This window comes from Streptomyces sp. Go-475 (genome assembly GCF_003330845.1).
GTDB lineage: Bacteria > Actinomycetota > Actinomycetes > Streptomycetales > Streptomycetaceae > Streptomyces.
Window position 1 is genome coordinate 882,181 of the sequence record NZ_CP026121.1, and the last position, 26,521, is coordinate 908,701.

At 72.7% G+C, this 26,521-nt stretch carries 23 protein-coding genes; 10 read left to right on the forward strand and 13 right to left on the reverse strand.

Going from position 1 to position 26,521, the window contains the following annotated elements:
• Positions 1–2 precede the first annotated feature (2 nt).
• Positions 3–740, reverse strand: a complete 738-nt coding sequence (locus C1703_RS03945; RefSeq protein WP_198678078.1) for a DUF2071 domain-containing protein — start codon at positions 738–740, stop codon at positions 3–5.
• 146 nt (positions 741–886) lie between these two features.
• Between C1703_RS03945 and C1703_RS03950 the strand changes: the two genes are divergently transcribed.
• Positions 887–1,264 carry a hypothetical protein gene (locus tag C1703_RS03950; protein ID WP_198678079.1) on the forward strand — a complete coding sequence of 126 codons (378 nt, stop codon included), beginning with the start codon at positions 887–889 and terminating at the stop codon, positions 1,262–1,264.
• Positions 1,265–1,302: 38 nt separating this feature from the next.
• Here the strand turns inward: C1703_RS03950 and C1703_RS03955 are convergent, their stop codons facing one another.
• A complete protein-coding gene (locus C1703_RS03955) occupies positions 1,303–1,845 on the reverse strand; it encodes a DUF1360 domain-containing protein (RefSeq protein ID WP_114257283.1) in 543 nt (180 codons plus the stop codon).
• The gene (locus C1703_RS03960) at positions 1,829–2,809 is read right to left on the reverse strand and encodes a Rieske 2Fe-2S domain-containing protein (protein ID WP_198678080.1); all 981 of its coding nucleotides are present in this window, start codon (positions 2,807–2,809) and stop codon (positions 1,829–1,831) included. Before C1703_RS03960 ends, C1703_RS03955 begins: the two co-directional genes overlap by 17 nt.
• Positions 2,810–3,089: 280 nt before the next feature.
• Between C1703_RS03960 and C1703_RS03965 the strand changes: the two genes are divergently transcribed.
• Positions 3,090–4,973, forward strand: a complete 1,884-nt coding sequence (locus tag C1703_RS03965) for an ATP-binding cassette domain-containing protein (protein ID WP_114257285.1) — start codon at positions 3,090–3,092, stop codon at positions 4,971–4,973.
• Between the two features lie 97 nt (positions 4,974–5,070).
• Here the strand turns inward: C1703_RS03965 and C1703_RS03970 are convergent, their stop codons facing one another.
• The 4 genes from C1703_RS03970 to C1703_RS03985 form a co-directional block, all read right to left on the reverse strand.
• The gene (locus C1703_RS03970) at positions 5,071–6,363 is read right to left on the reverse strand and encodes a phosphatase PAP2 family protein (protein ID WP_269803197.1); all 1,293 of its coding nucleotides are present in this window, start codon (positions 6,361–6,363) and stop codon (positions 5,071–5,073) included.
• Between the two features lie 170 nt (positions 6,364–6,533).
• The gene (locus C1703_RS03975) at positions 6,534–7,859 is read right to left on the reverse strand and encodes a M1 family metallopeptidase (RefSeq protein WP_114250562.1); all 1,326 of its coding nucleotides are present in this window, start codon (positions 7,857–7,859) and stop codon (positions 6,534–6,536) included.
• A 77-nt stretch (positions 7,860–7,936) separates the two neighbouring features.
• Positions 7,937–11,791 carry a Pls/PosA family non-ribosomal peptide synthetase gene (locus C1703_RS03980; protein ID WP_114250563.1) on the reverse strand — a complete coding sequence of 1,285 codons (3,855 nt, stop codon included), beginning with the start codon at positions 11,789–11,791 and terminating at the stop codon, positions 7,937–7,939.
• Positions 11,792–12,027: 236 nt separating this feature from the next.
• Positions 12,028–12,894 carry an AraC family transcriptional regulator gene (locus C1703_RS03985; protein WP_114250564.1) on the reverse strand — a complete coding sequence of 289 codons (867 nt, stop codon included), beginning with the start codon at positions 12,892–12,894 and terminating at the stop codon, positions 12,028–12,030.
• A gap of 176 nt (positions 12,895–13,070) precedes the next feature.
• Between C1703_RS03985 and C1703_RS03990 the strand changes: the two genes are divergently transcribed.
• The gene (locus C1703_RS03990) at positions 13,071–13,454 is read left to right on the forward strand and encodes a VOC family protein (RefSeq protein ID WP_114250565.1); all 384 of its coding nucleotides are present in this window, start codon (positions 13,071–13,073) and stop codon (positions 13,452–13,454) included.
• A gap of 27 nt (positions 13,455–13,481) precedes the next feature.
• On the opposite strand, the gene C1703_RS03995 is transcribed toward C1703_RS03990, so the two are convergent.
• Both C1703_RS03995 and C1703_RS04000 read right to left on the reverse strand, forming a co-directional pair.
• Positions 13,482–14,102, reverse strand: a complete 621-nt coding sequence (locus C1703_RS03995; protein WP_157993081.1) for an LLM class flavin-dependent oxidoreductase — start codon at positions 14,100–14,102, stop codon at positions 13,482–13,484.
• Between the two features lie 83 nt (positions 14,103–14,185).
• Positions 14,186–14,581 carry a RidA family protein gene (locus tag C1703_RS04000; protein WP_114250567.1) on the reverse strand — a complete coding sequence of 132 codons (396 nt, stop codon included), beginning with the start codon at positions 14,579–14,581 and terminating at the stop codon, positions 14,186–14,188.
• Positions 14,582–14,720: 139 nt separating this feature from the next.
• On the opposite strand from C1703_RS04000, the gene C1703_RS04005 reads away from it, so the two are divergent.
• Positions 14,721–15,704, forward strand: coding sequence for a WYL domain-containing protein (locus C1703_RS04005; protein ID WP_114250568.1), 984 nt, complete (start codon positions 14,721–14,723; stop codon positions 15,702–15,704).
• Positions 15,705–16,023: 319 nt separating this feature from the next.
• Here the strand turns inward: C1703_RS04005 and C1703_RS04015 are convergent, their stop codons facing one another.
• From C1703_RS04015 to C1703_RS04025, 3 genes are all read right to left on the reverse strand, one after another.
• Positions 16,024–16,476, reverse strand: coding sequence for a peptidoglycan-binding protein (locus C1703_RS04015; protein ID WP_114250569.1), 453 nt, complete (start codon positions 16,474–16,476; stop codon positions 16,024–16,026).
• 260 nt (positions 16,477–16,736) lie between these two features.
• Positions 16,737–18,182, reverse strand: a complete 1,446-nt coding sequence (locus C1703_RS04020) for a GH1 family beta-glucosidase (RefSeq protein ID WP_114250570.1) — start codon at positions 18,180–18,182, stop codon at positions 16,737–16,739.
• 148 nt (positions 18,183–18,330) lie between these two features.
• Positions 18,331–19,347, reverse strand: a complete 1,017-nt coding sequence (locus C1703_RS04025; RefSeq protein WP_114250571.1) for a LacI family DNA-binding transcriptional regulator — start codon at positions 19,345–19,347, stop codon at positions 18,331–18,333.
• 158 nt (positions 19,348–19,505) lie between these two features.
• Between C1703_RS04025 and C1703_RS04030 the strand changes: the two genes are divergently transcribed.
• From C1703_RS04030 to C1703_RS04055, 6 genes are all read left to right on the forward strand, one after another.
• Complete coding sequence (locus tag C1703_RS04030) at positions 19,506–20,417, forward strand: LysR family transcriptional regulator (RefSeq protein ID WP_114250572.1); 912 nt, start codon at positions 19,506–19,508, stop codon at positions 20,415–20,417.
• 139 nt (positions 20,418–20,556) lie between these two features.
• Complete coding sequence (locus C1703_RS04035) at positions 20,557–21,726, forward strand: CoA transferase (RefSeq protein WP_198678081.1); 1,170 nt, start codon at positions 20,557–20,559, stop codon at positions 21,724–21,726.
• Between the two features lie 20 nt (positions 21,727–21,746).
• Entirely contained in the window at positions 21,747–22,520 is a 774-nt protein-coding gene (locus tag C1703_RS04040) for a crotonase/enoyl-CoA hydratase family protein (protein WP_114250574.1), read from the forward strand.
• Positions 22,521–22,527: 7 nt separating this feature from the next.
• On the forward strand, positions 22,528–23,271 hold the full coding sequence (locus C1703_RS04045) for an acetoacetate decarboxylase (RefSeq protein WP_114250575.1): 744 nt from the start codon (positions 22,528–22,530) through the stop codon (positions 23,269–23,271).
• On the forward strand, positions 23,271–24,227 hold the full coding sequence (locus C1703_RS04050; RefSeq protein WP_114250576.1) for a 3-hydroxyacyl-CoA dehydrogenase NAD-binding domain-containing protein: 957 nt from the start codon (positions 23,271–23,273) through the stop codon (positions 24,225–24,227). The genes C1703_RS04045 and C1703_RS04050 overlap by 1 nt, the downstream gene beginning before the upstream one ends.
• Before the next feature lies 1 nt (position 24,228).
• Entirely contained in the window at positions 24,229–25,434 is a 1,206-nt protein-coding gene (locus C1703_RS04055; protein ID WP_114250577.1) for an acyl-CoA dehydrogenase family protein, read from the forward strand.
• Positions 25,435–25,519: 85 nt separating this feature from the next.
• Here C1703_RS04055 and C1703_RS04060 read toward each other — a convergent pair whose 3' ends face one another.
• The gene (locus C1703_RS04060; protein ID WP_114250578.1) at positions 25,520–26,383 is read right to left on the reverse strand and encodes an LLM class flavin-dependent oxidoreductase; all 864 of its coding nucleotides are present in this window, start codon (positions 26,381–26,383) and stop codon (positions 25,520–25,522) included.
• Positions 26,384–26,521: the final 138 nt, after the last annotated feature.

Genomic DNA, 26,521 nt, shown 5'->3' on the forward strand with positions numbered 1-26,521 from the left:
TGCTACGGGGCGGAAGACGTGCTCCCGTTCCCGGCGCTCCCGTTCCCGGCGCGGCCGCGCGGGGCGCACGGCCTGGTGGGGCCCAGCCGCACGTCCGTGACGCCGGGTGAGAAGTGCACCACCGGCTCCCCCTCGGGCGCGGGCAGGCCCGCGGCGGTGGTCAGCGTCTCCTCCACCACGTCGGCCGCGGCCCGGGCCAGCGGCCACGGCTCGTGCTCGACGGGCGTCTCCCAGAGCAGGCCGAGGCTGCGGGTGTAGGCCCGCCAGCGCGAGGTCAGCCACACGTCCCGCTCCGTCGGCTCGAGCGGATCGCCGGGCCGGACGACGACGTGGTAGGAGGGCCCGCCGGTCCCTCTCGAACCGGCGTACGCGACCGTGCCGCCGTCCCGGGAGACGCTCAGGGTGCCCTGGTGGTAGGGCGCGCCGATCGCGCGGGCCGCCAGCATCGGCGGGAAGGCGACCTCGATGGACAGGAACCACAGTCCGTCCTGCCCGTCCGGGTGCCGGACGTAGGTCCGCAGGTTGGTCTCGGCGAACGTGGGGAGCCCCGGCAGCGCGGCGGGCACGCCGTGCGGGCGCAGGTCCGCCATGACGAAGGGCGTCAGCCCCACCCAGGCCGCCCCGTCGTACTCGTCCACGGTCAGTCCCTGGGGCAGCAGCGCCCGCACCGTTTCCGGCGGATACGCCCAGTGCACGAACGTCTGCGTCAGCCAGCCCGCCCGTACGGCGGGGAGCCGCACGCGATGCTCCGCTCGGTACGCCACCACAGGTGGCGGGTCCCCGACGGGCGGTGACGGAAACACCGGACGGCACCGCCGACGTCCTGGGAGCGGCTTGGGCGCGGTCGGCGAGGGGTACCCGGGCGGTCCGATGAGAGGAGGCCGCCTTGGGCAGGAACAGAGATCCGCAGCCGGCCGACGCGATCGCCCTCGCGCACGGCGCCTTCAACGTCGTGGGCGGGTTGTGGCCACTGCTGCACCTGCGCAGTTTCGAGTGGGTCTTCGGCCCGAAGACCGATGTCTGGCTCCAGATGACGACGGGCGGGCTGCTGGCCTCCGCCGGACTCGCCCAGCTCACCGCGGCCGCCGACCCCCGGGGCCCGGCCCATGCCCGCCGTATCGGCCTGGGCACCGCCGTCACCCTGCTGGCCGTCGATCTGGTCTATGTGCCCAAGGGGCGGATCCGGCCGACGTACCTCCTCGACGCCGCGATGCAGACGGGCTGGATCGCCGCGTGGCTGCGCTGCGCGCCCGGGCGGGCGTGACCGGCCCCTGACCTGCGCCGAAGCGGGCGGGGCTGCGGTCAGTCGCCCGTCGCCCTGTCCAGCAGCGCGCCGTACGCCAGTTGCAGTGCGTCCGCACCGGCGAGGGCGGTGAGCGTGCCCATCGCGGTGCGGGTCGCGCGGGGCCACAGCAGCTGGCCCGCGGTCAGGGCCGAGGCCACCCAGACGCTCATGCAGAACGGGCAGGTCGCGAGTTCGCCGGCGGTGTGCCTGCCCTGCTCGGGCCGGGCCTCCTCGTGGAGTTCGGCGGGGCCCTGGGGACCGACGTACCGCGTGAAGGGGGCGCGCAGCGGGCTGGTCACCGATGCCTTGCTCAGCAGCCGGCTGAGCCGGAAGGTGGCCACCGAGGTCAGCACGACGTCCCACGGCTCGGGCCGCTCCGGCAGCGGGCGCCCGCGCAGCCGTACCGCCGTGCTCCAGGCCGCCGTGAACGTCGCGAAGCCCGCCAGGGCCGCGGCATAGCCGCCCAGCGGGCGGTCGTGGCCGGCCGAGTAGCTCCGCTCGGTGTGCCGGAGAAGTCCGCGCAGCCGCCGTGCCGCGCGGCTGTCAGCCATGGGCGTCATGTCCATGAGCAGCACCCGATCCTGTTCCGCTCCCCAGCCCGGCCAGGTCCCTGTCCTTCTCCGCGGGCTGTCCCCCGTCCTGGTGGCGCAGGCGCACCTCGACCTCGCCGCCGGTGATCCGGGTCTCGAAGGAGGGCTGCGGGGCGGTGGCGGGGCCTCGTACGTTCCAGCCGTCGGAGAGGCGGAAGACGCTGCCGTGCCAGGGGCACTGGACGCAGCCGTCGGCGACGGTGCCCTCGGCGAGCGGTCCCGCGAGGTGGCTGCACCGCTCGGCCAGGGCGTGGATCTCCCCGCCGGTCTCGCGCACGACCAGCACCGGCACGTCGTCCACGCTGCGCCGCACCGGCTGTCCGGCCGGGAACTCGTCCACGGTTCCGATCCGGTGCCAGCCCTCCGAGACGACGTGCGGGACCTCCTCGGCGTGGTTGGCGCCGGAGGCCTGCCGGTAGGCCAGGTGGCCGCCCAGCATGCCGCCGATGCCCACCGCCGTGAGCCCCAGGAAGCCGTAGGTGCGGCCGGCGGCCTCGCGGCCCCTGACGCGGCAGGCGAGCGAGGCGGCGTACAGGCCGACGGCCGCCGTGTTGGACAGGGCGTGCACCAGCCCGACGCGCTGCTGCTGGCGGTGCAGCTCGGCCCAGTCGACCCAGCCGGCCAGGGCCGTGGGAGCGACGGCGGCCAGCCCGACGCCGACCAGCAGCCGTGACTCGCGGGAGCGGCCGGGCCGCAGGTCGAGGACCGCCGCCGACAGCCAGCTGCCGATCGGCACCTGCACCATCAGCGGGTGCACGGGGTGCCCCAGCCACCGGCCGTGCAGCAGGTCCCGGCCGCGCCCGAGCGGCAGGGCGCGCACGCCCCTGCGGAGCGTGTCGATCACCGCGTCGGCCGCGGTCTCGCGCTCCAGGCGGTCCAGCAGCCACAGGACCCGGTTCTGCCGCAGCAGGCGGCGGCGTGACATCACGTTCATGCCCGCCCGGGTCCCCACCAGGGCAGACGGCAAACAGCACGGCGCGGGGCGGCGGCCGGGAACCTCATCCGCCACACCGGTTTCGAGCGTCCGCGATTCGGCCAACCCGGCGCGCCCGGGGACCGGCCTCAGCGGCGCGCCGCGTCCGCCGGTCCCTTGCGCGGCAAGGGTCTGAGCACGTCCGGAATCGACCGCGTTCGATTCCGGCGCCGTGTCGTTAGGCCGTGCACCGCCGCGCCGTCCAGGCGCGGCACGACCTCCAGGAGGGACGCAGGTGACTGTGACCGACGCCTCGACCGCTGACGAGAAGACGCCACCCCCTCCCCCGCCCGCGACCCTCGCCTTCGGCGGGAAGCACGGCGAGAACCCGCTGGCGGGCGCCAGTTTCGGCGCCATGTGCCGACGTCTGCCGTCGGTGCTCGGGCACACCGCGCGGATGGCGTGGGCCGTCGACCGGCGCGGGGTGCTGCTGCTTCTGGCGTGCCAGCTGCTCACCGGCATCGCGGCCGCCGTCGTCCTCGCGTTCACCGCCGAGGCCATGACGCACGTCCTCGGCAGCGGCTCCGTCTCCGAACGCCTGCGCGGCGCGCTGCCCGCCCTGATCGTGGTGACGGCGGCCGCGGCCGTCGGCCGGGTCAGCGGCGCCCTGTCCTCCTATGCCGACGGGCGGATCACCCCGCTGCTGACGACCGAGGCGGACATCGCCCTGGTCGCCGCCGTCTGCCGGGTGGAGACCTCCGCCTACGGCGAGGACGGCTTCGCCGACCGGCAGGAGGCCGCCGAGGTGGGTGTCACGCGCACCCGGATGATGGTCCAGGACGCCCAGCGGTTCATGTCCGCCCTGATCCGCATGATCGCCGCGAGCGGGGTCATCACCGCCCTGCACCCGCTGATGCTGCCCCTGCTCCTCCTGGCCGTCCTGCCGGCCGGTGCCGGGGCCGTGCTGTCCGCGCGGGTCGACTACGAGACGCACTACCTCAACGTCGGTGACCGCAACGTGCGTTCGATGATGCGCTGGTGGGCCACCTACTCCCGCTTCGGTGACGAGGTCCGCGCCAACGGCATGACCGGTTACCTCGTCTACTGGTACCGCGCGCTGTCCGACCGCATCGACCGGCGCACGCTCACCGCCGCCCCGCGCCGGCTGCGCATCGTGCTGACGACCAGTGCCCTGGGTGGGGTCTTCCTGCTGGGCACCTGGGCCACCCTCGCCTGGCTGGCGGCCGGCGGCCGGGTCGCCCTGCCGGTCGCCGCCACCGCCGTCGTCGCCGTGCAGACCACGCTCGGCGCGCTCGGCCAGTTCGTCATCCATGGCGCGGCGATGTTCCACACCTCGCTCTACCTGGCGGACATGCGGGCGTTCCTCGACATGGCCGCCGAACGCGCCCCCAGGCGTGGGGAGCTGACCATTCCGGAACGCGTGGACGAGATCCGTCTGGACGAGGTCGTGTACCAGTACCCGGGCAAGGAGGAGCCGGCCGTCGCGGGGGTGTCGCTGACCCTGCGCCGGGGCGAGATCCTGGCGATCGTCGGGGAGAACGGCTCGGGCAAGTCCACCCTCGCCAAGCTCATCACCGGCATCCTCCTCGCCGACAAGGGGCGCGTGCTGTGGGACGGCGTCGACCTCGCCCACGCCGACCCGGACGCCGTGTGGAAGCGGACGGCGCTCGTCCCGCAGAACTTCGCCTGCTGGCCCCTGCGCACCCGGGAGAACATCACGCTGGGGCAGCCGAAGTCCTTCGACGACGGGCCGGTGTGGGACGTCGTCGACGCCGTCGGCATGCGGGAGGCGATCGAGAAGCTGCCCCAGCAGCTCGACACCCTGCTCGCCAAGGAGTTGTGGGGCGGCGCGGAACTCTCCGGCGGGCAGTGGCAGCGCCTCGTGTGCGGACGGGCCCTGTACCGCCGGACGCCGCTGCTGATCCTGGACGAGCCGACCTCGCAGATGGACGCACGCGGTGAGCACGCGATCTTCCTGGAGATCAGGAGGATCGCCGCCGAGCGCATGACGATCGTCGTCACCCACCAGCTGGAGAACACCCGGCTCGCGGACCGCGTCCTCGTCATGGACCGGGGCCGGGTCATCGAGCACGGGACGTACGAGGAGTTGGTCGACGCCGGCGGGCTGTTCGCCGAACTCGTCGCGCTGGCCAAGGACCGGTAACCGGGCGCGCATCCCCGCACAAGGGGCGCCTGACCTGCGGGATGCCGGTCGGGCGCCCCTTTCGGGCAGGTGCGGCCGGGTGGCCCGCCCGGATCGGCTACGAGACGGCTGTCAGTTCGGACTGCGACTCGGGGCGCCGCGGCGACGCGGTCTCCGGCTCCCACTGCCGGGTGGTCCGCGTGTAGCCGTAGACGACCGAGGCCATCACCAGGATGAGGAGCGGTCCGAACAGCCACGGGTACGTGGCCATCTCCAGTGACGCGAAGCGGTAGCAGAGCAGGAGCGCCGCGAAGACCGTCGTGCCGTAGGCGACCAGTTGGATTCCGGACCGGTCCCAGCCGCGGTCGAGCATGCGCACGGCCGCCTCGATGGTGTACGCGAACACCACGCCGGCGACGAGGTCCACGCCGTAGTGGTAGCCGAATCCCAGCGTCGCGGTGAGCGTGGCGATCAGCCAGAACGTGCCGGCGACGCGCAGCGCCCGCGGGCCCTTGCGGGAGTGGATGAAGATGGCGGTGGCCCACGCCGTGTGCAGGCTGGGCATGCAGTTGCGGGGGGTGATCCCGTCGAACGGCATCGCGTGCGGGGTGGCGATCGGCGGGGGCGTGCCCGGCCACAGGTCGGCCAGCGCCCAGTGCCCGCCGTCGGCGCCGAAGGCGAAGATCGGCCCGACCACCGGGAAGATCATGTAGATGCCCGGCCCGAGGAGGCCGATCACGAGGAAGGTGCGCACGATGTGATGCCCCGGGAAGCGGCGCTCGACCGCCACGTTCCGCAGCTGGTACAGCGCGACGACGACCGCGGCCACCGCGAGCTGGGCGTAGACGTAGTCGAGGAGCGTCGCGCCGACCGGGCCGGTGGCCTCGACCATCCGGCCCACCAGCCAGGACGGGTTGCCCAGCGCGTGGTCGGCGTTGGCCAGGTACTGGTCGAGCACCGTCACCCGGGTCTCCGAGGTGATGAGCAGCCAGGTGTCGCCGGTCTTGCGGCCGGTCACCAGCAGCAGGCCCAGGCCGACGCCCTTCAGCAGCAGGAGGCGTTCCCGGCCGGTGCGGCGCGTGACGGCGAGGACCGCGACGCCCAGGATGACCCACAGCGCGCCGTTGCCGAAGGGGTGCCCGCCGTTCAGGCCGGCACCGACCGCCCAGCGCACCAGCAGGAACACCACGTCGATGGCGATGGCGGCACCGGCCGCGATGCAGCGCTGCCGCCAGTTGAGCACCACCATCATCAACGCCATGCTGGCGTACAGCAGGAAGCCCGACTTGGGCGCGGCGATCACTTCTCGCGCCTGCTGCACCATCGGCCCCGGCAGGCCGAGGTGGCGGGCCGTGATCTCCAGTGCGACGAGGAATCCGAGCGTCACCAGCCCCGCGGCACTCCACAGCACCGCCCGGGGCGGGTTCCGGACGGCGAGCGTGAGTCTGCCCCTTGTGCGCGAAGATATCCGCGATGATTTAGATATCAAGTTTTCAGCCGTTTTGTTAGTTTTTTAGTTTGATCATTTGTTCGATCATGTTATCGGAGGAGTACCGGCGGATTTCAGTTCTCGACAGAGATTCAGTTCACGGGCAGTGGCGGCAGTGCCGTCTCCTGCACCCACGCGCGCAGCAGTTCGTCCACCGGCTCGGGCGCGAAGCGGGCCACGTGGGAGGTGAAGGCCGCGGTCGTCACCGTGCCGCCGCGGTGCAGCCGCCCCCAGTCGCGCAGCATGCGGAAGAAGGCGATGTCGCCCAGCGCGCAGCGCACCGCGTGCAGCACCAGCCCGCCGCGTTCGTAGAGCCGGTCGTCGAACATGGACTTGCGCCCCGGGTCCGCCAGCCGCAGGTCCTGCGGCAGCGACGACAGCAACCGGTGCGCGGCAGCCGCGTGTTGCCGCGCCGTGCGCCCGCCCGAGCGCTCCGACCAGAGCCACTCCGCGTACTTCGCGAACCCCTCGTTCAGCCAGATGTGCTGCCAGTCCGCGATGGTCACGCTGTTGCCGAACCACTGGTGCGCCAGCTCGTGCGCCACGAGCCGCTCCGAGCCCCGTGCCCCGTCCACGTGGTTGGCGCCGAACAGCGACAGCCCCTGCGCCTCGACGGGCACGTCGAGTTCCTCCTCGGTCACCACGACCGCGTACTCGTCGAAGGGGTACGGCCCGAACAGCTCCTGGAACACGTCCATCATCTGCGGCTGGCGCGCGAAGTCGCGTGAGAAGTCGCCCAGCAGACGGGCCGGGATGTGCCCGTGCTGCGGGACCCCGCCCGGCCCCGGGTCGCCCAGCAGCACCGTCTGGTACTTGCCGATCGCCAGCCCGACGAGGTAACTGGACGTCGGCGCCGACTGCTCGTACACCCAGGTGGTCGTGCTCGCCTTCGTCGTCCGGGTCAGCAGCCGCCCGCCCGCCACCACCGCGTACGCCGACGGCGTGGTGATCGAGATCTGGTACGACGCCTTGTCGGCGGGCCGGTCGTTGCACGGGTACCACGACGGCGCCCCGATCGGCTGGCTGGCCACCAGCGCCCCGTCCTCCAGCTCCTCCCAGCCGAGCCCGCCCCAGGGGCTGCTCACCGGCTCGGGGTTGCCCGACCAGTGCACCTCGACCGTGAAGGCCGCCCCGGCGCGGACCGGCTTGGCGGGGCGGACGCGCAGCCGGCCGCCGCGGTGCGTGTAGTGCGGCTGCCGTCCGTCGACCCGCACCCGACCGATCCGGTAGTCGGCCAGGTTCAGCACGAACTCGGTGAGCGGTGCCCGGCCCGCTATGGCGTTGATGCGGGCCGTCCCGGACAGCCGGTTCGGGGCCGGGCGGTAGTCCAGCGCGAGCTCGTACCGGTGCACGCGGTACCGGGGGTCGCCGTGCTCCGGGAAGTACGGGTCCGCGCCCGCCGCCTGCTGGACTGCCACTGCCGTCTGTGCTCCCTGCGCTGTGCCGCTGCCACTGTCCGCCGGTCCGTCGTCCTCCGGCTCCGAGTGGCCGGCGCTCAGGGACGCCATGCCTCGATCGGGTTGCCGAGCCAGCGGGTGTCGTCGGGGACGGACTCCGCGGCCATGACGAGCGACGCGGGACCCAGGGTCGTACGGGCCCCGATCGTGCTGCCGGGCAGGACGATCCCGCCAGGACCCAGCGTCGCGCCCTCACGGAGGACCACAGTATCCGTCCGCAAGATCCGGTCGTGGAAGAGGTGCGTCTGGAGCACGCAGCCGCGGTTCACGGTCGCCGCGTCCCCGAGCGTCACCAGATCCGTCTCGGGCAGCCAGTAGCTCTCCACCCACACGCCCCTGCCGATCCGCGCCCCGAGCCCGCGCAGCCACGCCGTCATCACCGGCGTGCCCGGCACCGCACCGGCCAGCCACGGCACGGCGAGCACCTCGACGAAGGTGTCCGCCAGCTCGTTGCGCCACACGAAGGGAGACCACAGCGGGTGCTCGCCGCTGCGGTGCCGCCCCACGAGCGCCCACTTGGCGACGATCGACACGAGGGCCGCGGCCGCTCCCGCCGCGAGCAGCACGAGCCCGGACAGCAGCGGCGCCCAGGCCCCCAGCGCGCACAGCGCCGCCACGGTCAGCACCGCCAGCCCCGCCGAGCAGAACACCGGCACGATCCGGCACAGTTCCACGAGGGCGCGTGCCCACAGCAGCCGGGCCGGCGGTTCGTAGGTGCGGCTCCGGTCGCCGTCGGCCGCGGCGCGCGGCAGCTTCACCGGCGGCAGCCCCAGGTAGGAGCTGCCCTTCTTGGCCTTCTTCGGCGTCGCGGACAGCACCCCGACCAGTCCGCCGTCCGGCACGGACCGGCCCGGCGCGGTCATCCCCGAGTTCCCGAGGAAGGCCCGCCGCCCGATCTCGGCCCGCCCGATCCGCATCCAGCCACCGCCGAGTTCGTAGGGCGCGGTGAGCGTGTCGTCGGCGAGGAACGCGCCCTCGCCGACCGTGGTCAGGCTGGGCAGGGCGAGCACGGTGGACACCTCGGCGCCCCGCCCGATCCGCATCCCGAGCAGCCTGAGCCACACCGGCGTGGCCAGCCCGGCGTACAGCGGGAACAGCGTCTCCCGCGAGCGGTCCATCAGCTGGGTGACCGTCCAGGCCTGCCAGGCGATCCGGCTGTGCGTGGGGTGCGTGCCCTCGCGCAGTCCCAGGCTCAGCAGCCGTACGGCGGTCAGGATCAGCAGGGCGTAGGCCAGCCCGTAGGCGAGCGTCGCCGGCACGAGGGCGAGCGCGACGCCGCGCACGGTCACGTCCGGCGCGATGAACGCGTGGGCCACGAGGAGCGCCGCGCCGCCCGCGAGCACCGGCAGGGCGCTCAGCGCGAAGCCCGTCACGCCGTACATCGCGCGCCAGGACGTGCCCCGCCCGGGCCGTTCCTTCGGCCGGTCGCGCTTGGCCCGGCCGAGCTTGACCGCGGGCGCGCCCGCCCACCGCTGCCCGGTGGGGATCTGGCCGGTGACCGCCGAACCGGGCGCCACCTCGGCCCGCTTGCCGACCCGGGCGCCGGGGAAGAGCGTGCTGCGGGTGCCGACGACGGCGTGCGCGCCGACCTTGACCGGGCCGATCTCCAGCCGGTCGCCGTCCAGCCAGTACCCGGACAGGTCCACCTCGGACTCGACGGCCGCGCCCCGGCCCAGTTTGAGCATGCCGGTGACCGGGGGCAGCGAGTGCAGGTCCACGTCCGGGGCGACCTTGGCGCCCAGCGCCCGCGCGTACCGCTCCAGCCAGGACCCGGTCAGCGAGGTCGCCCCGCTGAACTCCGCGAGCCGTTCGGCGGCCCACAGCCGCAGGTGCACGCTGCCGCCGCGCGGGTACCGTCCCGGCCGCACGTCGCGGAGCAGCAGCCGCGCCCCGCCCGCCGCGAGGGCGAGCCGCCCCGGCGGGCTGAACAGCAGCACGGCCCCGGCCGCGATCGACCACCAAGGGGCGGTCGGCAGCCAGGAGTACGCGGGCAGCAGGTTCCCGAGGGCGGCGAGCGCCACGGTCCAGCGCAGTCCGAGCAGGGTGAACAGCGGGATCAGGGCGAGGAGCTGGATCGCCTGGGCGCGGACCGGAACCGGGGCGACGGCCCGTGCGGCCCCGTCGTCCTGTGCCGACTCCTCCAGCCGCCGGGCCAGTTTGCGCAGCACGGGCTGCTGGTAGATGTCCAGGACGGCGGCGCTCGGGTAGCGGGTGCGCAGCCGGGTGGTGAGCTGGGCGGCGGCGAGGCTGCCGCCGCCGATCGCGAAGAAGTCGTCCCGCGCGCTGGTCACGGGGATGCCGAGCACTTCGCTCCACTGCTCGGCGAGCCAGGCCTCGGTGCCGTACAGCTCCTCGGCCGGGCCGGCGCCCTCCAGTCCCTCCAGGGGCCAGGGCAGGGCGGCGCGGTCCACCTTGCCGCTGGTCCGGGTCGGCAGTTCGCCGACCGGCGCGAGCAACGGCACGAGGGCGGCGGGCAGTTCGGCCCGCAGCTTCTCGACGGCCGCCGTGTGGTCCCAGCCGTCCTGGGTGACGACGTATCCGACGAGTAGTTGGTTGCCGCTGCGGGCGGTCCGTACGGCGGCCGCGGCTCCGGCGACTCCGGGCAGCGCCTGCAGGGCCGCGTCCACCTCGCCGAGTTCGATGCGCCGCCCGCCGAGCTTGATCTGCTCGTCGGCCCGGCCGAGGAAGACCAGTCCCTCGGGCTCCGCCTTGACGAGGTCGCCGCTGCGGTACGCCCGCTTCCAGCCTAGGGACTCCAGGGGCGCGTACTTCTCCGCGTCCTTCTCGGCGTCGAGGTACCGGGCGAGCCCGACTCCGCCGATCACCAACTGGCCGCTGCCGCCCATCGGTACGGGCTCTCCGGCCTCGTCGACGACGGCCAGTTCCCAGCCGTCCAGGGGCAGGCCGATCCGGATCGGCTCCTCGCCGGTCAGCAGCGAGGCGCAGGCCACGACGGTCGCCTCGGTCGGCCCGTAGGTGTTCCAGACCTCGCGGCCCTCGGTCACCAGCCGCTGGGCCAGCTCGGGCGGGCAGGCCTCGCCGCCGAAGATCAGCAGCCGTACGTCGTTGAGGGTCTCGGGCTCCCACAGCGCGGCCAGGGTCGGCACGGTGGACACGACCGTGATCTCCTGCTCGACCAGCCAGGGCCCGAGGTCGGCGCCGCTCCTGACCTGCGCGCGCGGCACGGGCACCAGGCAGGCCCCGTACCGCCAGGCCAGCCACATCTCCTCGCAGGAGGCGTCGAACGCCACGGACAGCCCGGCCATGACCCGGTCGCCGGGCCCGATCGGCTCCTCGGTGAGGAACAGGGCGGCCTCGGCGTCCACGAACGCGGCGGCGCTGCGGTGCGAGACGGCGACGCCCTTGGGCCTGCCGGTGGAGCCGGACGTGAAGATGATCCACGCGTCGTGCTCGACGCCGGGGCGCGCGGCGGCGGCGTCGGAGGTGCCGTGGGCGACGATCTCGTGCCCGGCCCCGATGACGGCCCGTACGTCCGCTTCCCCGAACACCAACTCGGCGCGTTCGTCCGGGTCCTCGGCGTCGACGGGGACGTACGCGGCTCCAGCCGCGAGGACGGCGAGGATCGCGATGTACAGCTCGTTGGTGCCGGACGGGACGCGTACGCCCACCCGGTCCCCGAGCCCGACCCCGGCCGCGCCGAGTCGGCGCCGCAGCCGCTCCACCTCGGCGGCGAGCTGACGGTAGGTGAGGCCGGCGGTGCCGTCGTCCAGGGCGGGCTCGTCCGGGTGGGCGCGTGCGGACGCCTCGAAGACGTCGACGAGCGTGCGCGGGGAGGCCGCCGGGCCCCCGGAGAAGCGTGCCGTGTCGCCGAACTTGGCGCGGATCTCTTCGTCGAGCAGGCCGAGAGCACTGCTCTCGTCTATGGCTGCCATCCGGTCCTCGCGTCTCGATCCCGGATGCCTCCGGGGCGCTGGCGGGTCCGCAGGTGTGCCTGGGGTTGTCCGGCTCCAGCTCCTCAACAAGCCGGAAATCTTAGTACGCGGGGGATTTGGGCGCTTCGGTACGCCGCTCCGGATGAGCCGTCCGGCCGTGGCGCGGGGCCGACAGACCGGCGTTGACCTGGTGGTCTTCCGGAGAGCGAGACTTCCCCCACACCGTGCCGTCGCGTTCAGCCGTGCTCGGGTTCGACGGGGAGCCACAGTTCGGCGTCGGCCTCGGCCGTGTCCGGCGACAGGCGGGTGCGCAGGATCTCGGGGCCGGTGCGGCTGCGGTACGGGTTCGACGGGAACCACTCGGTGAAGACGTCCCGCCACAGCTCCTGGATGGCGTGCGGCGCCGGCCCGGAGGTCGTGAACACCGCCCAGGTACCGGCCGGGACGGCCAGCGCGGTCGTGCCCTCGGGAGGGGGCTCGGAGGTGATCACGCCGTGGTAGTAGTCGAGTTCGGTGCCCTCGGCGCGGCTGGGGTCCAGGTCGTCGCAGACCGCGACGATGCCGTGGGGCTCCTGGTCCGACAGCTTCTCCAGGCGCTCCCGGGTCCGCGGGTCGATCCCCCGGACGAAGTCGACGATCGCCTGGTTCGGGCCCGAGTGCACCAGTGGCACCCGGGTCTTGGGTCCGACGACGGTGAAGTCCGCCTTGTCCACGACGCGGTACCGCATGTCGCCGCTCCCTTCGATGGTGAGGCGGAAGGCCATCCGGGACTGGGAGCTGAGCGCGGCGCCGGTCCGGCGGGCCTCGCCCGGTCCGATGCCGTGCATGGCGCGGAACGCCCGCGCGAACGCCTCGCCGGAGCCGTAGCCGTAGCGCACCGCGATCTCCAGCAGCGTCTCGCGCCCGGCGAGCACCTCGGCGCCCGCCAGGGTGAGCCGGCGGCGCCGGACGTACTCCGACAGCGGCATGCCCGCGAGCGCGGAGAACATCCGCCGCAGGTGGTACTCGGAGGTGGCCGCGATGCGTGCCAGCTCGGCGACGTCGAGGTCCTGGTCGAGATGGTGCTCGATGTGCTCCATGGCCTGGTTCAGCCGCTCCAGCACACCCGGTCTCCTTCCTTCGGCTGTCACCACGCTATGCGGCACCCGCCATGCCGGACCCGACATCCTGTGCCCGATCGGGTCGGGTGCGCGGATCGGCCCGGGGCGGGGCCCGGCCGGAACGGCGGCCCGGCGCAACCCGGTGGCGGCCGGCGTGGAAGTCGGGAAGGCTGGTGCGCATGGTTTCGGTGGTGCAGAACGTTGCGATTGACTGTGCGGATGCCTATGAACTGGCCCGGTTCTGGAGCAGGGTGACCGGCCGACCACTGGATCCGGAGGCCGAACCGGGTGACCGGGAGACTCAGGTGCTGATGGCCGAGGGCCCCGCGCTCTACTTCAACCAGGTTCCCGAGCCCAAGACCGTCAAGAACCGGATCCATCTGTGCCTGCGCCCCGAGACCTCGCGTGAGCAGGAGGTGGAACGGCTGCTGGGGATCGGCGCCACCCTCGTCGCCGATCGCCGGAATCCCGACGGCTCCGGCTGGGCGGTCCTCGCCGACCCCGAGGGCAACGAATTCTGCGTCCTCCGCAGCGAGTCCGACCGAGCCGCAGCGCGTCCCTGAGCCGCGCACTCGGACGTCCGCGGTCGGCTACCGTCCCGTGTCGCGCTCCACGTCGCGGACCAGGTCGATGGCCCGGCCGAGGGTGGTGAGGCGCGCGTCCAGGGTGTCGCCGGCGGGGTAGAGGCGGACGGTGTCGATCCCGGCGTCACGCCACACCCGCAGCCGGGCCCGCACCCTGTCCTCGGTGCCGGCTGGCAGGCCGGAGACCGCGACGGCGCGGCCGGTCTCGTCACCGACGACATGGTGCTCGCCGCTCCCGGACCTCCGCAGCCGTCTCGGCCCAGCCCTGGCGGCTGTAGGCGTCGTCGTAGAGGTTCGTGGTGCCGGAGCCCATTGCCGAAAGGCCACCTCGGCGCCCTGGCAGATGTCGAGGTCGGCGCGCGAACGCCCTGATGCGGCGAGCCCGGCGTCCAGGTGGTCGAAGTACGCCTCCTTGGCGCCTTCGGGCATGAAGCTGGTGCCGGGCCAGCCGTCGGCGATCTCTCCGGTCAGGCGCAGCTTCCTCGGCGAGAGGGTCGCCAGGTGGATCGGGATGTCGTGTTCGGCGCGCGTCGACAGCCGCGTCGGCCTGCCCTCGCCGCCCGGCAGCGGGATAGGACCCAGCAGGTGATTCCCGTCGGCGTCGCCGCGGCAGGCACTTCGGGGCAACCGCGCCGGCCCGAGGACGTGACCGGCGGAGCCGGTCGTCCCCGGGTCCGGCAGGTGCGGTCCCGGCCGGTGCCCGGATCACCTCACGCGACGGCGGTCCCCTCGAGCTCGACCAGCTGGCCGGGGATCGCGAGCCGGGTCACCCCGAGCATCGTGGTCGCCGGTGCCACCCCGGCGGCACCCAGCCGCGACGCCAGCACGCCGTAGTGCGGGAACAGCAGCTCGACGTCGGTGGTGTAGACGTTGAGCCGGACGAGGTTCGCGAGCGACATGCCCGCCTCGCCGAGCACGGCCTCCAGGTTGTCCAGGCTCAGCGCCAGCTGTGCGGCCATGTCGCCGTCGTGCTGCGGCTTGCCGTCGGGGCTCATCGCGGTCTGGCCGGAGCAGTACAGGGTCCGGGTGTGCCCGGAGACGAGCTCGCCCTGGTTGAACCCCAGCTCCACCGACCACGGCACCGGGTTGACCGCCGTTCGTTCCACTGCCACTACGACTCCACGGGTTGCGTCGGGATCGCGTACGTCCATCGGCACGGCAGCCGCCGTCGTCGACGTCGACGCTCGCGAGGAGCCTTCCAACGAATCACGACACCCTCGGTCACGTATTCGATAAGGTCCCCGCATGCGCGCCGATCGGCTGGTCTCGCTGGTGCTGCTGCTGCGTCAGCGCGGCCGGATGACCGCGGACACGCTCGCCCGCGAGCTGGAGGTGTCCACCCGGACCGTGCTGCGCGACATCGAGGCGCTGTCCGCGGCCGGTGTCCCGGTCTACGCCGAACGCGGCCGGCACGGCGGGTTCTCCCTCCTGCCCGGTTTCCGGACGGAGCTCACCGGGCTGAACCACGAAGAGACGCTCGCCCTGCTGACCGCCGGATCGGGGCGCGGCGAGCAGGCGTTCGGCCTGGGCTCGGCGCTCGCCTCGGCCATGCGCAAGGTGGTCGACGCGCTGCCCGAAAGCCATCGGGCCACCGCGAGCGACGCGGCCCGGCGATTCCTCGTCGAGCCGGAGACCGACCTGCTCTCACGCCGGGTGGTCACCGAGGAAGTGCCCGCCGCGACGATGACCGAGATCCGGCGCGCGGTGCTCGCCGGGCACCGACTGCGCATCCACTACGCGGCCGCGGACCAGGAACCGCGGTGGCGCACGGTGGACCCGATCGGCCTGGTCACCGTGCGCGACCGGGGCTACTTGCTGGCCACCCGGTCCGGGGCGGACCGCACGTACCGGCTGTCGCGGATTTCGGCGGCGGAAGAACTCCCCGAACCGGCACAGCGACCGCACCAGGTCGACCTGGACCGGATCTGGCGGGAACGCTGTGCGCGGTTCCTGTCCAGCGGCCATATCGCCGTGCTGGTGCGGGTGGCCCCGGAGCGGCGGGAGGAGCTGCTGAGCACCGCCGTGGCCGTCCGCACCGCGGAACCCGACCCGGACGGCCGGCTGCGGCTGGAGGCCACGTTCCAGGACCTGCGCCACGCCGAGTGGGCGCTGTGGCAACTCGGCGCGGACGCGGAGGCCCTGTCCCCGGAGTCGTTACGCACGTCCCTGCGCGACCGCGCCACCGCGATGGCCGCCCGGTACGCGGCCTCCCAGCACCTTGCTCGCTGATCGGCCGACGAGTTCCGGGGGGGCGGCCTGCCGGGTCAGTACCAGCATGACTGCTGAGAACGAGCCGCCGGTGGTCCCCCGTCAGGAGTGGCCGGCCGCGATCGACACCCTGCGCGTCCGGGAGAAGGCGCACCCCCGCGAGGGCTGCATGAAAGCGACCCGACCGCGCACTGGGCACGGATCGCCGCCGGGCACGACGACCTCCACGGGGGACGTATTTCCGGCGCCGGGTAATTCCTTGTCCGAGATTGTGTTCCGGGCTGGTCGAGCACCGACTCCCCGCTCGACCAGGCCGAAAACGACACTCGTGGTTCGGGAATCAGCAGCCCGTGGCGTTGTAACTCCAGAATGCGGCCCTGGTCTGCGGCCCGGCGATACCGTCGGGGGTTCCCGCGTTTTCGCCGACGCTGTTCAAGAACTTCTGCAGCGCCCTGATCGTGTTGGGCCCGACGATCCCGTCCTCGGTACCGGCGTTGTGGCCCCAGGCGTTGAGCATCCGCTGGGCCGCCTTCCAGCTGTTGGTGCCCAGCTGTCCGTCCTCGGCGCCGGCGTTGAAGCCCCAGGCGTTGAGGCAGCTCTGCCAGTTCTTGGCGCGGGCCGTGTCCAGGCCGAGGTTGTTCACCGCGAGGGGGGCGAACTGCCCGCTGCCGGCCGCGGTCCGCGCGGCCTGCTGGGGGGCCGCCACGCTCGCGCTCGCGCCCACGAGACCACCGGCGGCAATGCCGACGACGGCAGTCGCGGCAACCAATGCCCTGGTCAGTGAAGATCGCATCGCTTCCTCTTTCGGTCGACGGTGACAGCTTTGGCGCGGACTGCCCCCACCGGCCGTCCGAGCCGACCCAAGCGTGCCAGGCTCAAGTGCCCGGATCTCGCGAAAATGCCAACTGATGTGCCGCCCAGCCCAATTCAGGCCTCATTCCGAGCATGCTCCACGCGGAATATTCCGCCAAAGCGCGTACGAATTCCGGCCAACGCTCACGGAAACATCGGTTTTCCGGGGCGTCCGTCAGCCATCTGAGCGCAGTTGACGCGTCATCCACGTGTCGGCGGCGGGATGGTGCCCGTCAGCGCCAGGTCACGGAACCACAGGGCGCTGTCCTTCGGTGTGCGGCGCTGCGTCTCGTAGTCGACGTGGACGATGCCGAAGCGCTTGGCGTACCCGTAGCCCCATTCGAAGTTGTCCATCAGCGACCACACGAAGTACCCGCGCAGGTCGACGCCGGCGGCGAGGGCCCGGTGGGCGGCGAGGAGGTGGCGGCGGAGGTAGTCGACACGCTCGGGGTCGTGGACGGCGAGGGTGCCGTCGGGGCGGACGGAGACCTGGTCGTCGAAGGCCGCTCCGTTCTCGGTGATGACCAACGGCTGGTCCGGGAACCGCCGGTGGAGGTCGAGGAGGAGTTCTTCCAGGCCGTCGGGGTCGATGTTCCAGCCCATGGCCGTGTGCGGGCCCGGCTGTTCGAGGAACTCGACCTGGGGCGAGCCGGGCCAGGGGGAGCCGCCCACGTCCTTGTGGCCGTCGTGCCGCTGACGCGCGGTCGTGCCGTCCCACAGCCCGACGGCGGTGGTGGCGTAGTAGTTGACGCCGAGCAGGTCCAGGGGCTGGTGGATCCGGGCCAGGTCGCCGTCCCGGACGAACGCCCAGTCGGTGACGGCGGCGGTGTCCTCGATGAGGTCCTCGGGGTAGCGGCCGCGCAGCAGCGGGTCGGTGAAGGAGCGGTTGGCCAGCGCGTCGATGCGCCGCACGGCCTCCTCCGCGCCGTCGCCCCTGCCCCTGAGGACATGGAAGTTGAGGGTGATGGAGTACTGCGGGTCGTTGGTGGTGACCGCCCTGAGCCGCTCGACCGCCAGTCCGTGGGCGAGGTTGAGGTGGTGCACCGCCGTCAGCGCCGCGGCGCCGTCGGTGCGGCCGGGGGCGTGCGCGCCGGATCCGTAGCCGAGGTAGGCGGAGCACCACGGCTCGTTGAGGGTGGTCCAGACGGCGACGCGGTCGCCGAGGGCCTCGCCGACGACCTGGGCGTAGTCGGCGAAGGCGAAGGCGGTGGCGCGGTTCGTCCAGCCGCCCTCGTCCTCGAGGGCCTGGGGCAGGTCCCAGTGGTAGAGGGTGGCCACGGGGGTGATGCCCCGGTCGAGCAGGCCGTCGACCAGGCGGCCGTAGAAGTCGAGGCCCTTGGGGTTGGCCGGGCCCCGGCCGGTGGGCTGGACGCGCGGCCAGGCGATCGAGAACCGGTACGCCCGCAGGCCCAGCGAGGCCATGAGGTCGAGGTCTTCGTCGAGGCGGTGGTAGTGGTCGGCGGCGACGTCGCCGGTGTCCCCGTTCCAGGTCCGGCCGGGGGTGTGGGAGAACGTGTCCCAGATGGAGGGGCCGCGGCCGTCCTCGTCGGCGGCGCCTTCGATCTGGTAGGCGGCGGTCGCGGAACCGAGGACGAAGTGCGCGGGGAAGGTCATGGGCTCGACGGGTTCCTTCCGGGCTTTCGGCATGCACCGCTTCTCTCTGTGAGTCGTGAGGGGCCGCTTCGGACTTGCCCGGATCCACGGTGATGTTAACGTTAACAAGCTGTCAAGGCCGTGTCCCGACGAACTCGTGGACGCACCGGACCGGCCGTCTGGCGAGATCCGCCCGCTGGGCTCAGGCATCCGCCCGGGGTGCGGCGGTGCTGCGCCGTACGACGAGTTCCGGCGCGAGCTGCTGCCGGAGCGCCCGCTCGCCGCCCAGCATCCGCACCAGCAACTCGATGGCGCTGCTGCCGAGGTGGACGAAGTCCTGCCGGACCGTGGTCAGGGCGGGCACGAGGTATCCGGCGCCCTTCATGTCGTCGAACCCGACGAGTGACACGTCCTGCGGCACCCGCACGCCCCGTTCGGCGAAGGCCGCCAGCACTCCCATCGCCATCTGGTCGTTCCCCGCGAAGACCGCGGTGGGCAGGCCGGCGTCGCCCGCGCAGAGCCGGTGGGCGAGGCGGTATCCGCTCTCGGCGCTGAAGTCGCCTTCCAGCACGGCTCCTTCCGCTCCCGCGGTGGCGAGTTCGGCGCGCCAGCCCTCGACGCGGGCCCGGGCGTCGAAGGTCCGCAGGGCGCCCGTCAGGTGGGCGATGCGCCGGTGCCCGAGGCCGAGCAGGTGACGCACCGCCAGCCGGGCGCCGAGTTCCTGGTCGACCTGGACGGAGCTCAGATCGGGGTGGGGCGCGCTGCCGGACATCACCACCGCGACCGGCACCCCGAAGGCGAGGCCGGACAGCGCCTCCACGGCGTCGGGCCGGTCGGTGACGACCGCGATCGCCTCCACCGACTGGTCGGTGAGCCGCCGCAGGGTCTCCACGAGGTCACCGGTGGTGCTCTCGCCCTGCCGGCTCGCCAGGCTCACCCAGTAACCGGCCTGCTTGGCTGCTGACTCCACGCCCAGCAGGATGCGGGGCAGTTCGAACAGGTCCGACCCGACGACCATCACGCCGATCGTCGAGGAGCGGCGGCTCTTGAGGGCCCTGGCCACGCTGTTGCGGCGGTAGCCCAGCTTGCTGATCGCGGCCTCGACGCGGGCGCGGGTCTCCGGCCGTACCGAGGGGTGGCCGTTGACGACCCGGGAGACGGTGATGTGCGAGACGCCGGCCTCCCGCGCCACGTCCATCATTCCTGGTGGCCGGTTCATCTCACTCGTCCCTCTGCCTCGCCCCCGGCACGCGGCCCCGCCCCTGCGCCGATACTGCCACAGGGCCCGGGGCGCCCACCGCCCAGCCGGTCCGGGGCCCGGGCGCCGCCCTCGGGGCGCGCCCGATGCGTTCCGCCGCACCCTTTAGGGTGGGCGCCGTGGAGCTCCTACACCTGCGTTATTTCGTCGCCGTCGCCCAGGAACTCAACTTCTCCACCGCGGCCCGCAAACTGCACATGGCGGCCTCCCCGCTGAGCCGGCGGATCAAGGACCTCGAGAACGAACTCGGGCACCGGCTGTTCGACCGCGACACCCACCACGTGCGGCTCACCCCGGCCGGCGGTGCGCTGCTGCCGATCGCGCGCGGCGTCCTGGAGCAGGTGGACTCCATCCAGTGGCGGCTGGACGAGACGGCCCGGCCGCGGCGGACCACGGTGCTGCTCGGCATTCCCGGCGGCATCCATCCGGATCTGCGCGAGCGGATCGACGCCCTCGCCGAGCGGGTGCGCGACCGGTTCGAGATCAAGCGCTGGCCGGGCGCCAGCGAGCGTCTGGTGGAAGCGGTGTGCGACGGCAGACTGGCGCTGACCCTGGCCCGGCTCCCGGTCGGCGGCGACCCGGCGCTGGAACAGCTGCCGGTGATGTCGGAGCGGCTCGGCGCGGTCGTCCCCAGGGACCGGTTCGCCGAGCGGGAGTCGGTCGCGCTGGCCGAGCTGACCGACCTCGCCTACGCGGGTTCGCCCGCCGCCGCGACCACCGCGTATTTCCGCGGACTCGACCAGCAGCTGTCCGATCTCGGTATCAAGAAACGCATCAATCTGAGCAGCGTCACTTTCGACGGAGTTTCCGAGATAGTCGCCGGCGGACTGGCCTTCTCTGTTTCCATGCTGGACCCGAGAAGCCCCATGCAGAATTATCGTCTCGAGAATGTGACCGTCCTTCCGTTCTCCGATTTCCAGCCCTGCCTCGAAACCGGGATGCTCTGGCGCAAGGACCGCGCCGACGGCGGTGACCTGGAAGAAGTCACCGCCGCGGCCCGCGAGGTCTTCGCCGAGCCGCTCCAGGTCTGACGTCGGCAGCACCCGACAAAGCGGTATGACCTCTGCGGTCATACCGCTTTTCGCAATATGGTCATTCCGCCTCCGGCTCCCTCTTGCTAACTTAGTTGTCAGATACACACACCTGGCGAAGCGGGAGTGAGAAAGAAAGATGACGGATATGACGAACACCATCGCCAGCCCCCTGGACGGCGTGCGGGTGATCGACCTCTCGACCGTCGTGATGGGCCCCTACGCGGCGCAGATCCTCGGTGATCTGGGCGCCGACGTGATCAAGATCGAGTCGCCCTCCGACACCGTCCGGGTGGGCCACTACCGCACCACGCCGGGCATGACCCCGCTGAACCTCAACGTCAACCGCAACAAGCGCAGCGTCGCCCTCGACCTCAAGGACGACACCGACCGCGAACGGGCGCTGAAGCTGATCGACACCGCGGACGTGCTCATCACCAACATGCGGCCCGGCGCGCTGCACCGCCTGGGCCTGTCCTACGACGACATCGCCGAGCGCAACCCCGGGCTCGTCTACGCGCACGCCCAGGGCTTCCGCGGCGACTCGGACCGGGCCGGCAACGCCGCGTACGACGAGACCGTGCAGGCCGCGTCCGGGCTGGTGGACATCGCCGACCGGGCGCTGGGCGAGCCCGTCTACCTGCCGACCATCATCGGCGACAAGGTCTCCTCCCTGACCATCGCCTACAGCGTGCTCGCCGCCCTGCTGCACCGGGACCGGACCGGCCAGGGCCAGCTCGTCGAGATCCCGATGACGGACACGCTGATCGCGTTCAACCTGGTCGAGCACCTCGCGGGGCACACACACGTGCCCGAGACGGGTCCCACCGGGTTCCCGCTGTCGATGCTCAAGGGCCACAAGGCGGTGCGCACCAAGGACGGCCTGGCCTGCGTCATCCCGTACAACCCGCGCAACTACCGGGACTTCTTCACGGCCGCCGGACGCCCGGACCTCGCCGAGGACCCGCGGGTCACCGCGGACGCCGTCGACAGCGCCGACCACGAGGACCTGGCCGCGCTGGTCGAGGCCTGCGCCCCGGCGCTGACCACCGAGGAGTGGGCGGAGGTGTGCGCCAAGCACAGCATCCCGATGGCCCCGGTGCTGGAACTGGACCGCGCCCACGAGGACCCCTACGTCCGCGACGGGCACCTGCTCGACACCGTCGAGCACCCGACCGAGGGCGCCGTCCGCACCATCGGCATCCCGCTGCGCTTCTCCGCCACGCCCGGCTCGATCCGCCGCCTGGCCCCGGTCGCCGGCCAGGACACCGAGGACGTCCTCGCCGAACTCGACGCCACCGCCCGCTGATCCCCAGGAGGACGACAGTCATGAGCACCCCCACACCTCCCCTCCGCACCGAACGCGTCGGCGCCACCCTGCTGATCACCCTGGACCGTCCCGAGGCCCGCAACGCCGTGAACGCGGCGACCGCCACCGCCCTGGCCGCCGCACTCGACGAGTTGGAGGCCGACCCCACGCTGCGGGCCGGCGTCCTGACCGGCGAGGGCGGGACGTTCAGCGCCGGCATGGATCTCAAGGCCGCGCTGCGCGGCGAGTCGCCCGAGGTCGAGGGCCGCGGCTTCGGCGGCCTGACCGAGGCCCGACCGGACAAGCCCCTCATCGCCGCCGTGGAGGGCTACGCCATGGGCGGCGGCTTCGAACTGGCCCTGGCCTGCGACCTGATCGTCGCGGCCGAGGACGCCCGGTTCGGGCTGCCCGAGGTCAAGCGCGGCCTGATCGCCGCGGGCGGCGGTGTGATCCGGCTGCCCAAGCGGATCCCGCACCACCTGGCCATGGAACTCCTGCTGACCGGCGACCCCGTCGACGGCCGCCGCGCCGGTGAACTGGGCCTGGCCAACCGGGTCACGAGCAAGGGCCAGGCCGTCGCCGAGGCGCTCCGGCTGGCCGAACGGCTCGCGGAGAACGCCCCGCTCGCGCTGGCGGCCGTCAAGCGCGTCGCCCGCGCCGCCGACGGAGCCTCCGACGAGGAGGCCTTCGCCTTCCAGCGCGGCGCGATGAAGACCCTGATGGCCTCGGACGACGTCCGGGAGGGCATGACCGCCTTCGCCGAGCGCCGCCCGGCGCGGTGGACGGGGCGGTGAGGCCGGCATGAGGGCAGAGGACGTACGACAGCACCTCACCACCCCGCTCACCAGCCCGGCGTACGCGCCGACGGTCCCGCGGTTCACCGACCGCGCGTACCTCAACGTCGTCTACCGCACCGACCCCGACGCGCTGCGGGCCGTCGTCCCCGAGCCCCTGCGGATCGACGAGCCGCTGGTCCGGTTCGAGGTCATGAAGATGGGCGACGTCAGCGGCTACGGCCCCTACACCGAGGCCGGCCAGGCGATCCCCGTCCGCTTCGAGGGCGAGCGGGGCGAGTACCTGCACGCGATGTACCTCGACAACTTCCCGGCGACCGCCTCCGGCCGCGAGGTCTCCGCCTACCCGAAGGTCATCGGCTCGCCGTCGCTGTACGTCGACTCCGGCGCGCTCGTCGGCACCCTCGACCACGGCACCCTGCGGGTGGCCACCGCGACCATGGGCTACAAGCACCACGAGCTGGACCGGCGCGAGGCCGAGGCGCAGATCACCGTGCCGACCTTCATGCTCAAGACCGTCCCCGGCTACGACGGACTGCCGCGCGTGCAGGAGCTGGTGCGCACCCGCATCACCGACGTCACCGTCAAGGGGGCCTGGACCGGACCCGCCCGGCTGCAGCTGTTCCAGCACGTGCTGGCGCCGCTGGCCGACCTGCCGGTGCTGGAGGTCGTCTCCGCGAGCCACATCCTCACCGACCTGACGCTGTCGGGCGTCGAGCCGGTCCACGACTACCTGAAGGGAGCCGCCTGATGCCCCGCACCTTCCGTACGGCGGCCGTGATCGGCGCCGGGACCATCGGACTGTCCTGGACGGCGCTGTTCGCCGCGCACGGGCTGACCGTCCGGGTGAGCGACCCGCGCGAGGACCTCGCCGAGTCCGTCGCGGACGCCCTCGACCGGTACGCCCCGCACCTGGCCGCCCGCGGCCTGGACGTGACCGGCCTCGCCGACCGGGTGCACCTCGCGCCCGGTGTCGCCGAAGCGGTCCGGGACGCGGACGTCGTCCAGGAGAACGGCCCCGAACGCGTCGCGTTCAAGCGGGACCTGTTCGCCACCCTCGCCCGCGAGGCACCCGGGCACGCGCTGCTGCTCAGCTCCTCGTCGGCGATCCCGTCCACCGCGTTCGCCGGGGACCTGGCGGCCGAGGACGCCGCCCGCGTCCTCATCGGCCACCCCTTCAACCCGCCCCACGTGGTCCCGCTGGTCGAGGTCGTCCCCGGCGAGCGCACCGGCGAGGACGCCGTCCAGGCCGCCGTCGACTTCTACACCTCCGTCGGCCGCACCCCGGTCGTCGAGCGCAAGGAGATCCCCGGCTTCGTCGGCAACCGCCTGCAGAACGCGCTCAGCCGCGAGGCGGTCCACCTCGTCGAGCAGGGCGTGGTGACCCCCGAGGACCTCGACAAGGTCATGACGAACTCGCTGGGGCTGCGCTGGGCCACGGTCGGGCCGTTCCTCGGCGCGCACCTCGGCGGCGGACCCGGCGGCTACCGGCACCTCGTCGAGCACATCGGCGCCTCGATGCAGCACCTCACGGACGGCCCGGCGCGGGACGCCGACGCGCAGGAACGGCTCATCGCAGCCGTGGAGAAGGCCTACGGCTCCGTCCCGTACGCGGACCTCGCCGAGACGCGCGACCGCAGGCAACTGGCGGTCCTGGACGCCCTGTCCGACGCCGCCGGCACGACCACCCCGAAGGAGGAGAACTGAGATGACCACCCCCACCGTCGCCCCGCTCACCGACGAACTCACCGCGGACTTCTACCACTACGAGTCGCTGCTGTCGGACGAGGAGCGCAAGATCCTCCTCAAGGCCCGTGCCCTCCTGCGCGACCAGGTCAAGCCGCTGGTCAACGACCACTGGGCCAAGGGCGAGTTCCCGAAGGAACTCATCGCCCTCTTCCGCGACAGCGGCCTCGCCGGTCTCCCCTACGAGGGCTACGGCGAGCACCGCCCCGCCGTCAGCAACCTGCTGAGCGGCCTGCTCGCCCTGGAGATGACCCGCACCGACGCCTCCGTGTCGACCTTCTTCGGCGTCCACAACGGCCTGGCGATGTACTCCATCCACTCCGGCGGCGACCAGGAGCAGCGCGACCGCTGGCTGCCGGCGATGGCCGCGATGGACCGGATCGGCGCGTTCGCCATGACCGAGCCCCTCGGCGGCTCCGACGTCGCCGGCGGCATGCGCACCACCGCCCGGCGCGAGGGCGACACCTGGGTGCTGAACGGCGCCAAGAAGTGGATCGGCAACGCGACCTTCGCCGACTACGTCGTGGTGTGGGCGCGGGACGTCGACGACAACCACGTCAAGGGCTTCGTCGTCGAGAAGGGCACGCCCGGCTTCGAACCGGCGAAGATCGAAGGCAAGATCGCCTTCCGGATCGTCGAGAACGCCGAGATCACCCTCACCGACGTCCGGGTGCCGGAGGCGAACCGCCTGCAGAACATCAACTCCTTCCGGGACGTCGCCGAGATCCTGCGCGCCACCCGCGGCGGCGTGGCCTGGCAGGCGCTGGGCGTGATGGTCGGCGCCTACGAACTGGCCCTGGACTACGCCCGGGAGCGCCGCCAGTTCGGCCGCCCGATCGGCGGCTTCCAGCTGGTGCAGGACCTGCTCGTGAAGAGCCTGGGAAACATCACCGCGTCCTGGGGGATGCTGGTGCAGCTCGCCCGGCTCCAGGACGCCGGCATCTTCCGCGACGAGCACTCCGCCCTGGCCAAGGCGTTCGTCACCTCCCGGATGCGGGAGGTCGTGGCCTGGAGCCGGGAGATCTTCGGCGGCAACGGCATCCTCCTGGACCACGACATCGCCCGGTTCTTCGCCGACGCCGAGGCCATCTACTCCTTCGAGGGCACGCGCGAGATGAACACCCTGATCGTCGGCAAGTCGATCACCGGCCAGAGCGCCTTCGTGTGATCCACCGGCTGTCCTCCGGAACAACCCCAGGCCCCCGGGCCTGGGGTTCCCTCATGTCCGCGGGAGGATGCCGGACGCCGGGCGGCTAGAGGAGCGGCGGCCCCGCCTCGACGCGGCGCAGCACCGGTGCCAGGCGGTCCAGGTCGGGGCCGGTCTGGACCTGCCGCTCGTCCCACCAGGTGGCGCCGGCGTCGCGCAGCGGACCGATCACGTCCTTCGCCCTGGCCGCGTCCGTGGGCGTGGCACCGCCGAGCACGAACTCGAAGGGCCGCTCGGCCCCGGCCGTGCGGTGCTCGCGCACATAGGCGACCAGGTCCCGTACCTCGGCCGGGTCGGGGGCGTGCCCGTGCCGGGCCGTCTCGAACAGGGGCACCGCGCCGTCCCAGCGCGCCGCCCGCCGCATGGGCGGGCGCCGCGGCCAGAACCCGCCGATCCACACCGGCGGACCGGGCCGCTGCACCGTCGCGGGCAGCAGCGTCACGTCCCGGACCTCGTAGTGACGGCCGTGGTGGCGCACGGATTCGCCGGACCAGAAGCGCCTCAGCAGTTCCAGCCCCTCGTCCAGTCGCTCGGCCAGGACGCGGGGCCCGGCGGTGTCGCCGAAGCTGCGGTACTCGTCCTCGACGGGGCCGCCGAGACCCGCCGCGAAGATCACCCGGCCGCCGCTGAGCCGGTCCAGGGTGGCCACCTGGCGGGCGAGTTGCTGCGGGCGGTAGCGGGGAACCGGCGTCAGCAGGGTGCCCAGCCGGATCCGTGAGGTCGCCAGCGCGGCAGCGGTCAGCAGCATCCAGGGGTCCGCGAAGGGACGCCCCTGGTGCTGCCGGTGCAGGACGTGGTCCCAGACGAACAGCCCGTCCCACCCGGCCTGTTCGGCGGCGGCCGCCACGGTCGCGACGGTGCGGGGGTCGGCGAAGTCACCGAAGTTGGGGATGTTCACGGAGAAACGCATACCGGCAGCATCTGCCATCGGCGCTACTCGGTGTAACCCCACAGCTCGTCGAAGCTTCCGTGTGGACTTCGGAGCACAGCGCCTCGTCGAAGAGGACGACGTCACGTATCTCCCCGCGGGCGTTGGGCGGCAGGTCCG

Excerpts from the sequence above, each read along its gene's own strand:
- C1703_RS03955 (WP_114257283.1), bottom strand. The coding sequence starts at position 1,845 with ATGACGCCCATGGCTGACAGCCGCGCGGCACGGCGGCTGCGCGGACTT.
- C1703_RS03960 (WP_198678080.1), bottom strand. The coding sequence starts at position 2,809 with ATGAACGTGATGTCACGCCGCCGCCTGCTGCGGCAGAACCGGGTCCTG.
- C1703_RS03980 (WP_114250563.1), bottom strand. The coding sequence starts at position 11,791 with ATGGCAGCCATAGACGAGAGCAGTGCTCTCGGCCTGCTCGACGAAGAG.
- C1703_RS03990 (WP_114250565.1), top strand. The coding sequence starts at position 13,071 with ATGGTTTCGGTGGTGCAGAACGTTGCGATTGACTGTGCGGATGCCTAT.
- C1703_RS04005 (WP_114250568.1), top strand. The coding sequence starts at position 14,721 with ATGCGCGCCGATCGGCTGGTCTCGCTGGTGCTGCTGCTGCGTCAGCGC.
- C1703_RS04015 (WP_114250569.1), bottom strand. The coding sequence starts at position 16,476 with ATGCGATCTTCACTGACCAGGGCATTGGTTGCCGCGACTGCCGTCGTC.
- C1703_RS04020 (WP_114250570.1), bottom strand. The coding sequence starts at position 18,182 with ATGCCGAAAGCCCGGAAGGAACCCGTCGAGCCCATGACCTTCCCCGCG.
- C1703_RS04025 (WP_114250571.1), bottom strand. The coding sequence starts at position 19,347 with ATGAACCGGCCACCAGGAATGATGGACGTGGCGCGGGAGGCCGGCGTC.
- C1703_RS04035 (WP_198678081.1), top strand. The coding sequence starts at position 20,557 with ATGACGGATATGACGAACACCATCGCCAGCCCCCTGGACGGCGTGCGG.
- C1703_RS04040 (WP_114250574.1), top strand. The coding sequence starts at position 21,747 with ATGAGCACCCCCACACCTCCCCTCCGCACCGAACGCGTCGGCGCCACC.
- C1703_RS04045 (WP_114250575.1), top strand. The coding sequence starts at position 22,528 with ATGAGGGCAGAGGACGTACGACAGCACCTCACCACCCCGCTCACCAGC.
- C1703_RS04050 (WP_114250576.1), top strand. The coding sequence starts at position 23,271 with ATGCCCCGCACCTTCCGTACGGCGGCCGTGATCGGCGCCGGGACCATC.
- C1703_RS04055 (WP_114250577.1), top strand. The coding sequence starts at position 24,229 with ATGACCACCCCCACCGTCGCCCCGCTCACCGACGAACTCACCGCGGAC.
- C1703_RS04060 (WP_114250578.1), bottom strand. The coding sequence starts at position 26,383 with ATGCGTTTCTCCGTGAACATCCCCAACTTCGGTGACTTCGCCGACCCC.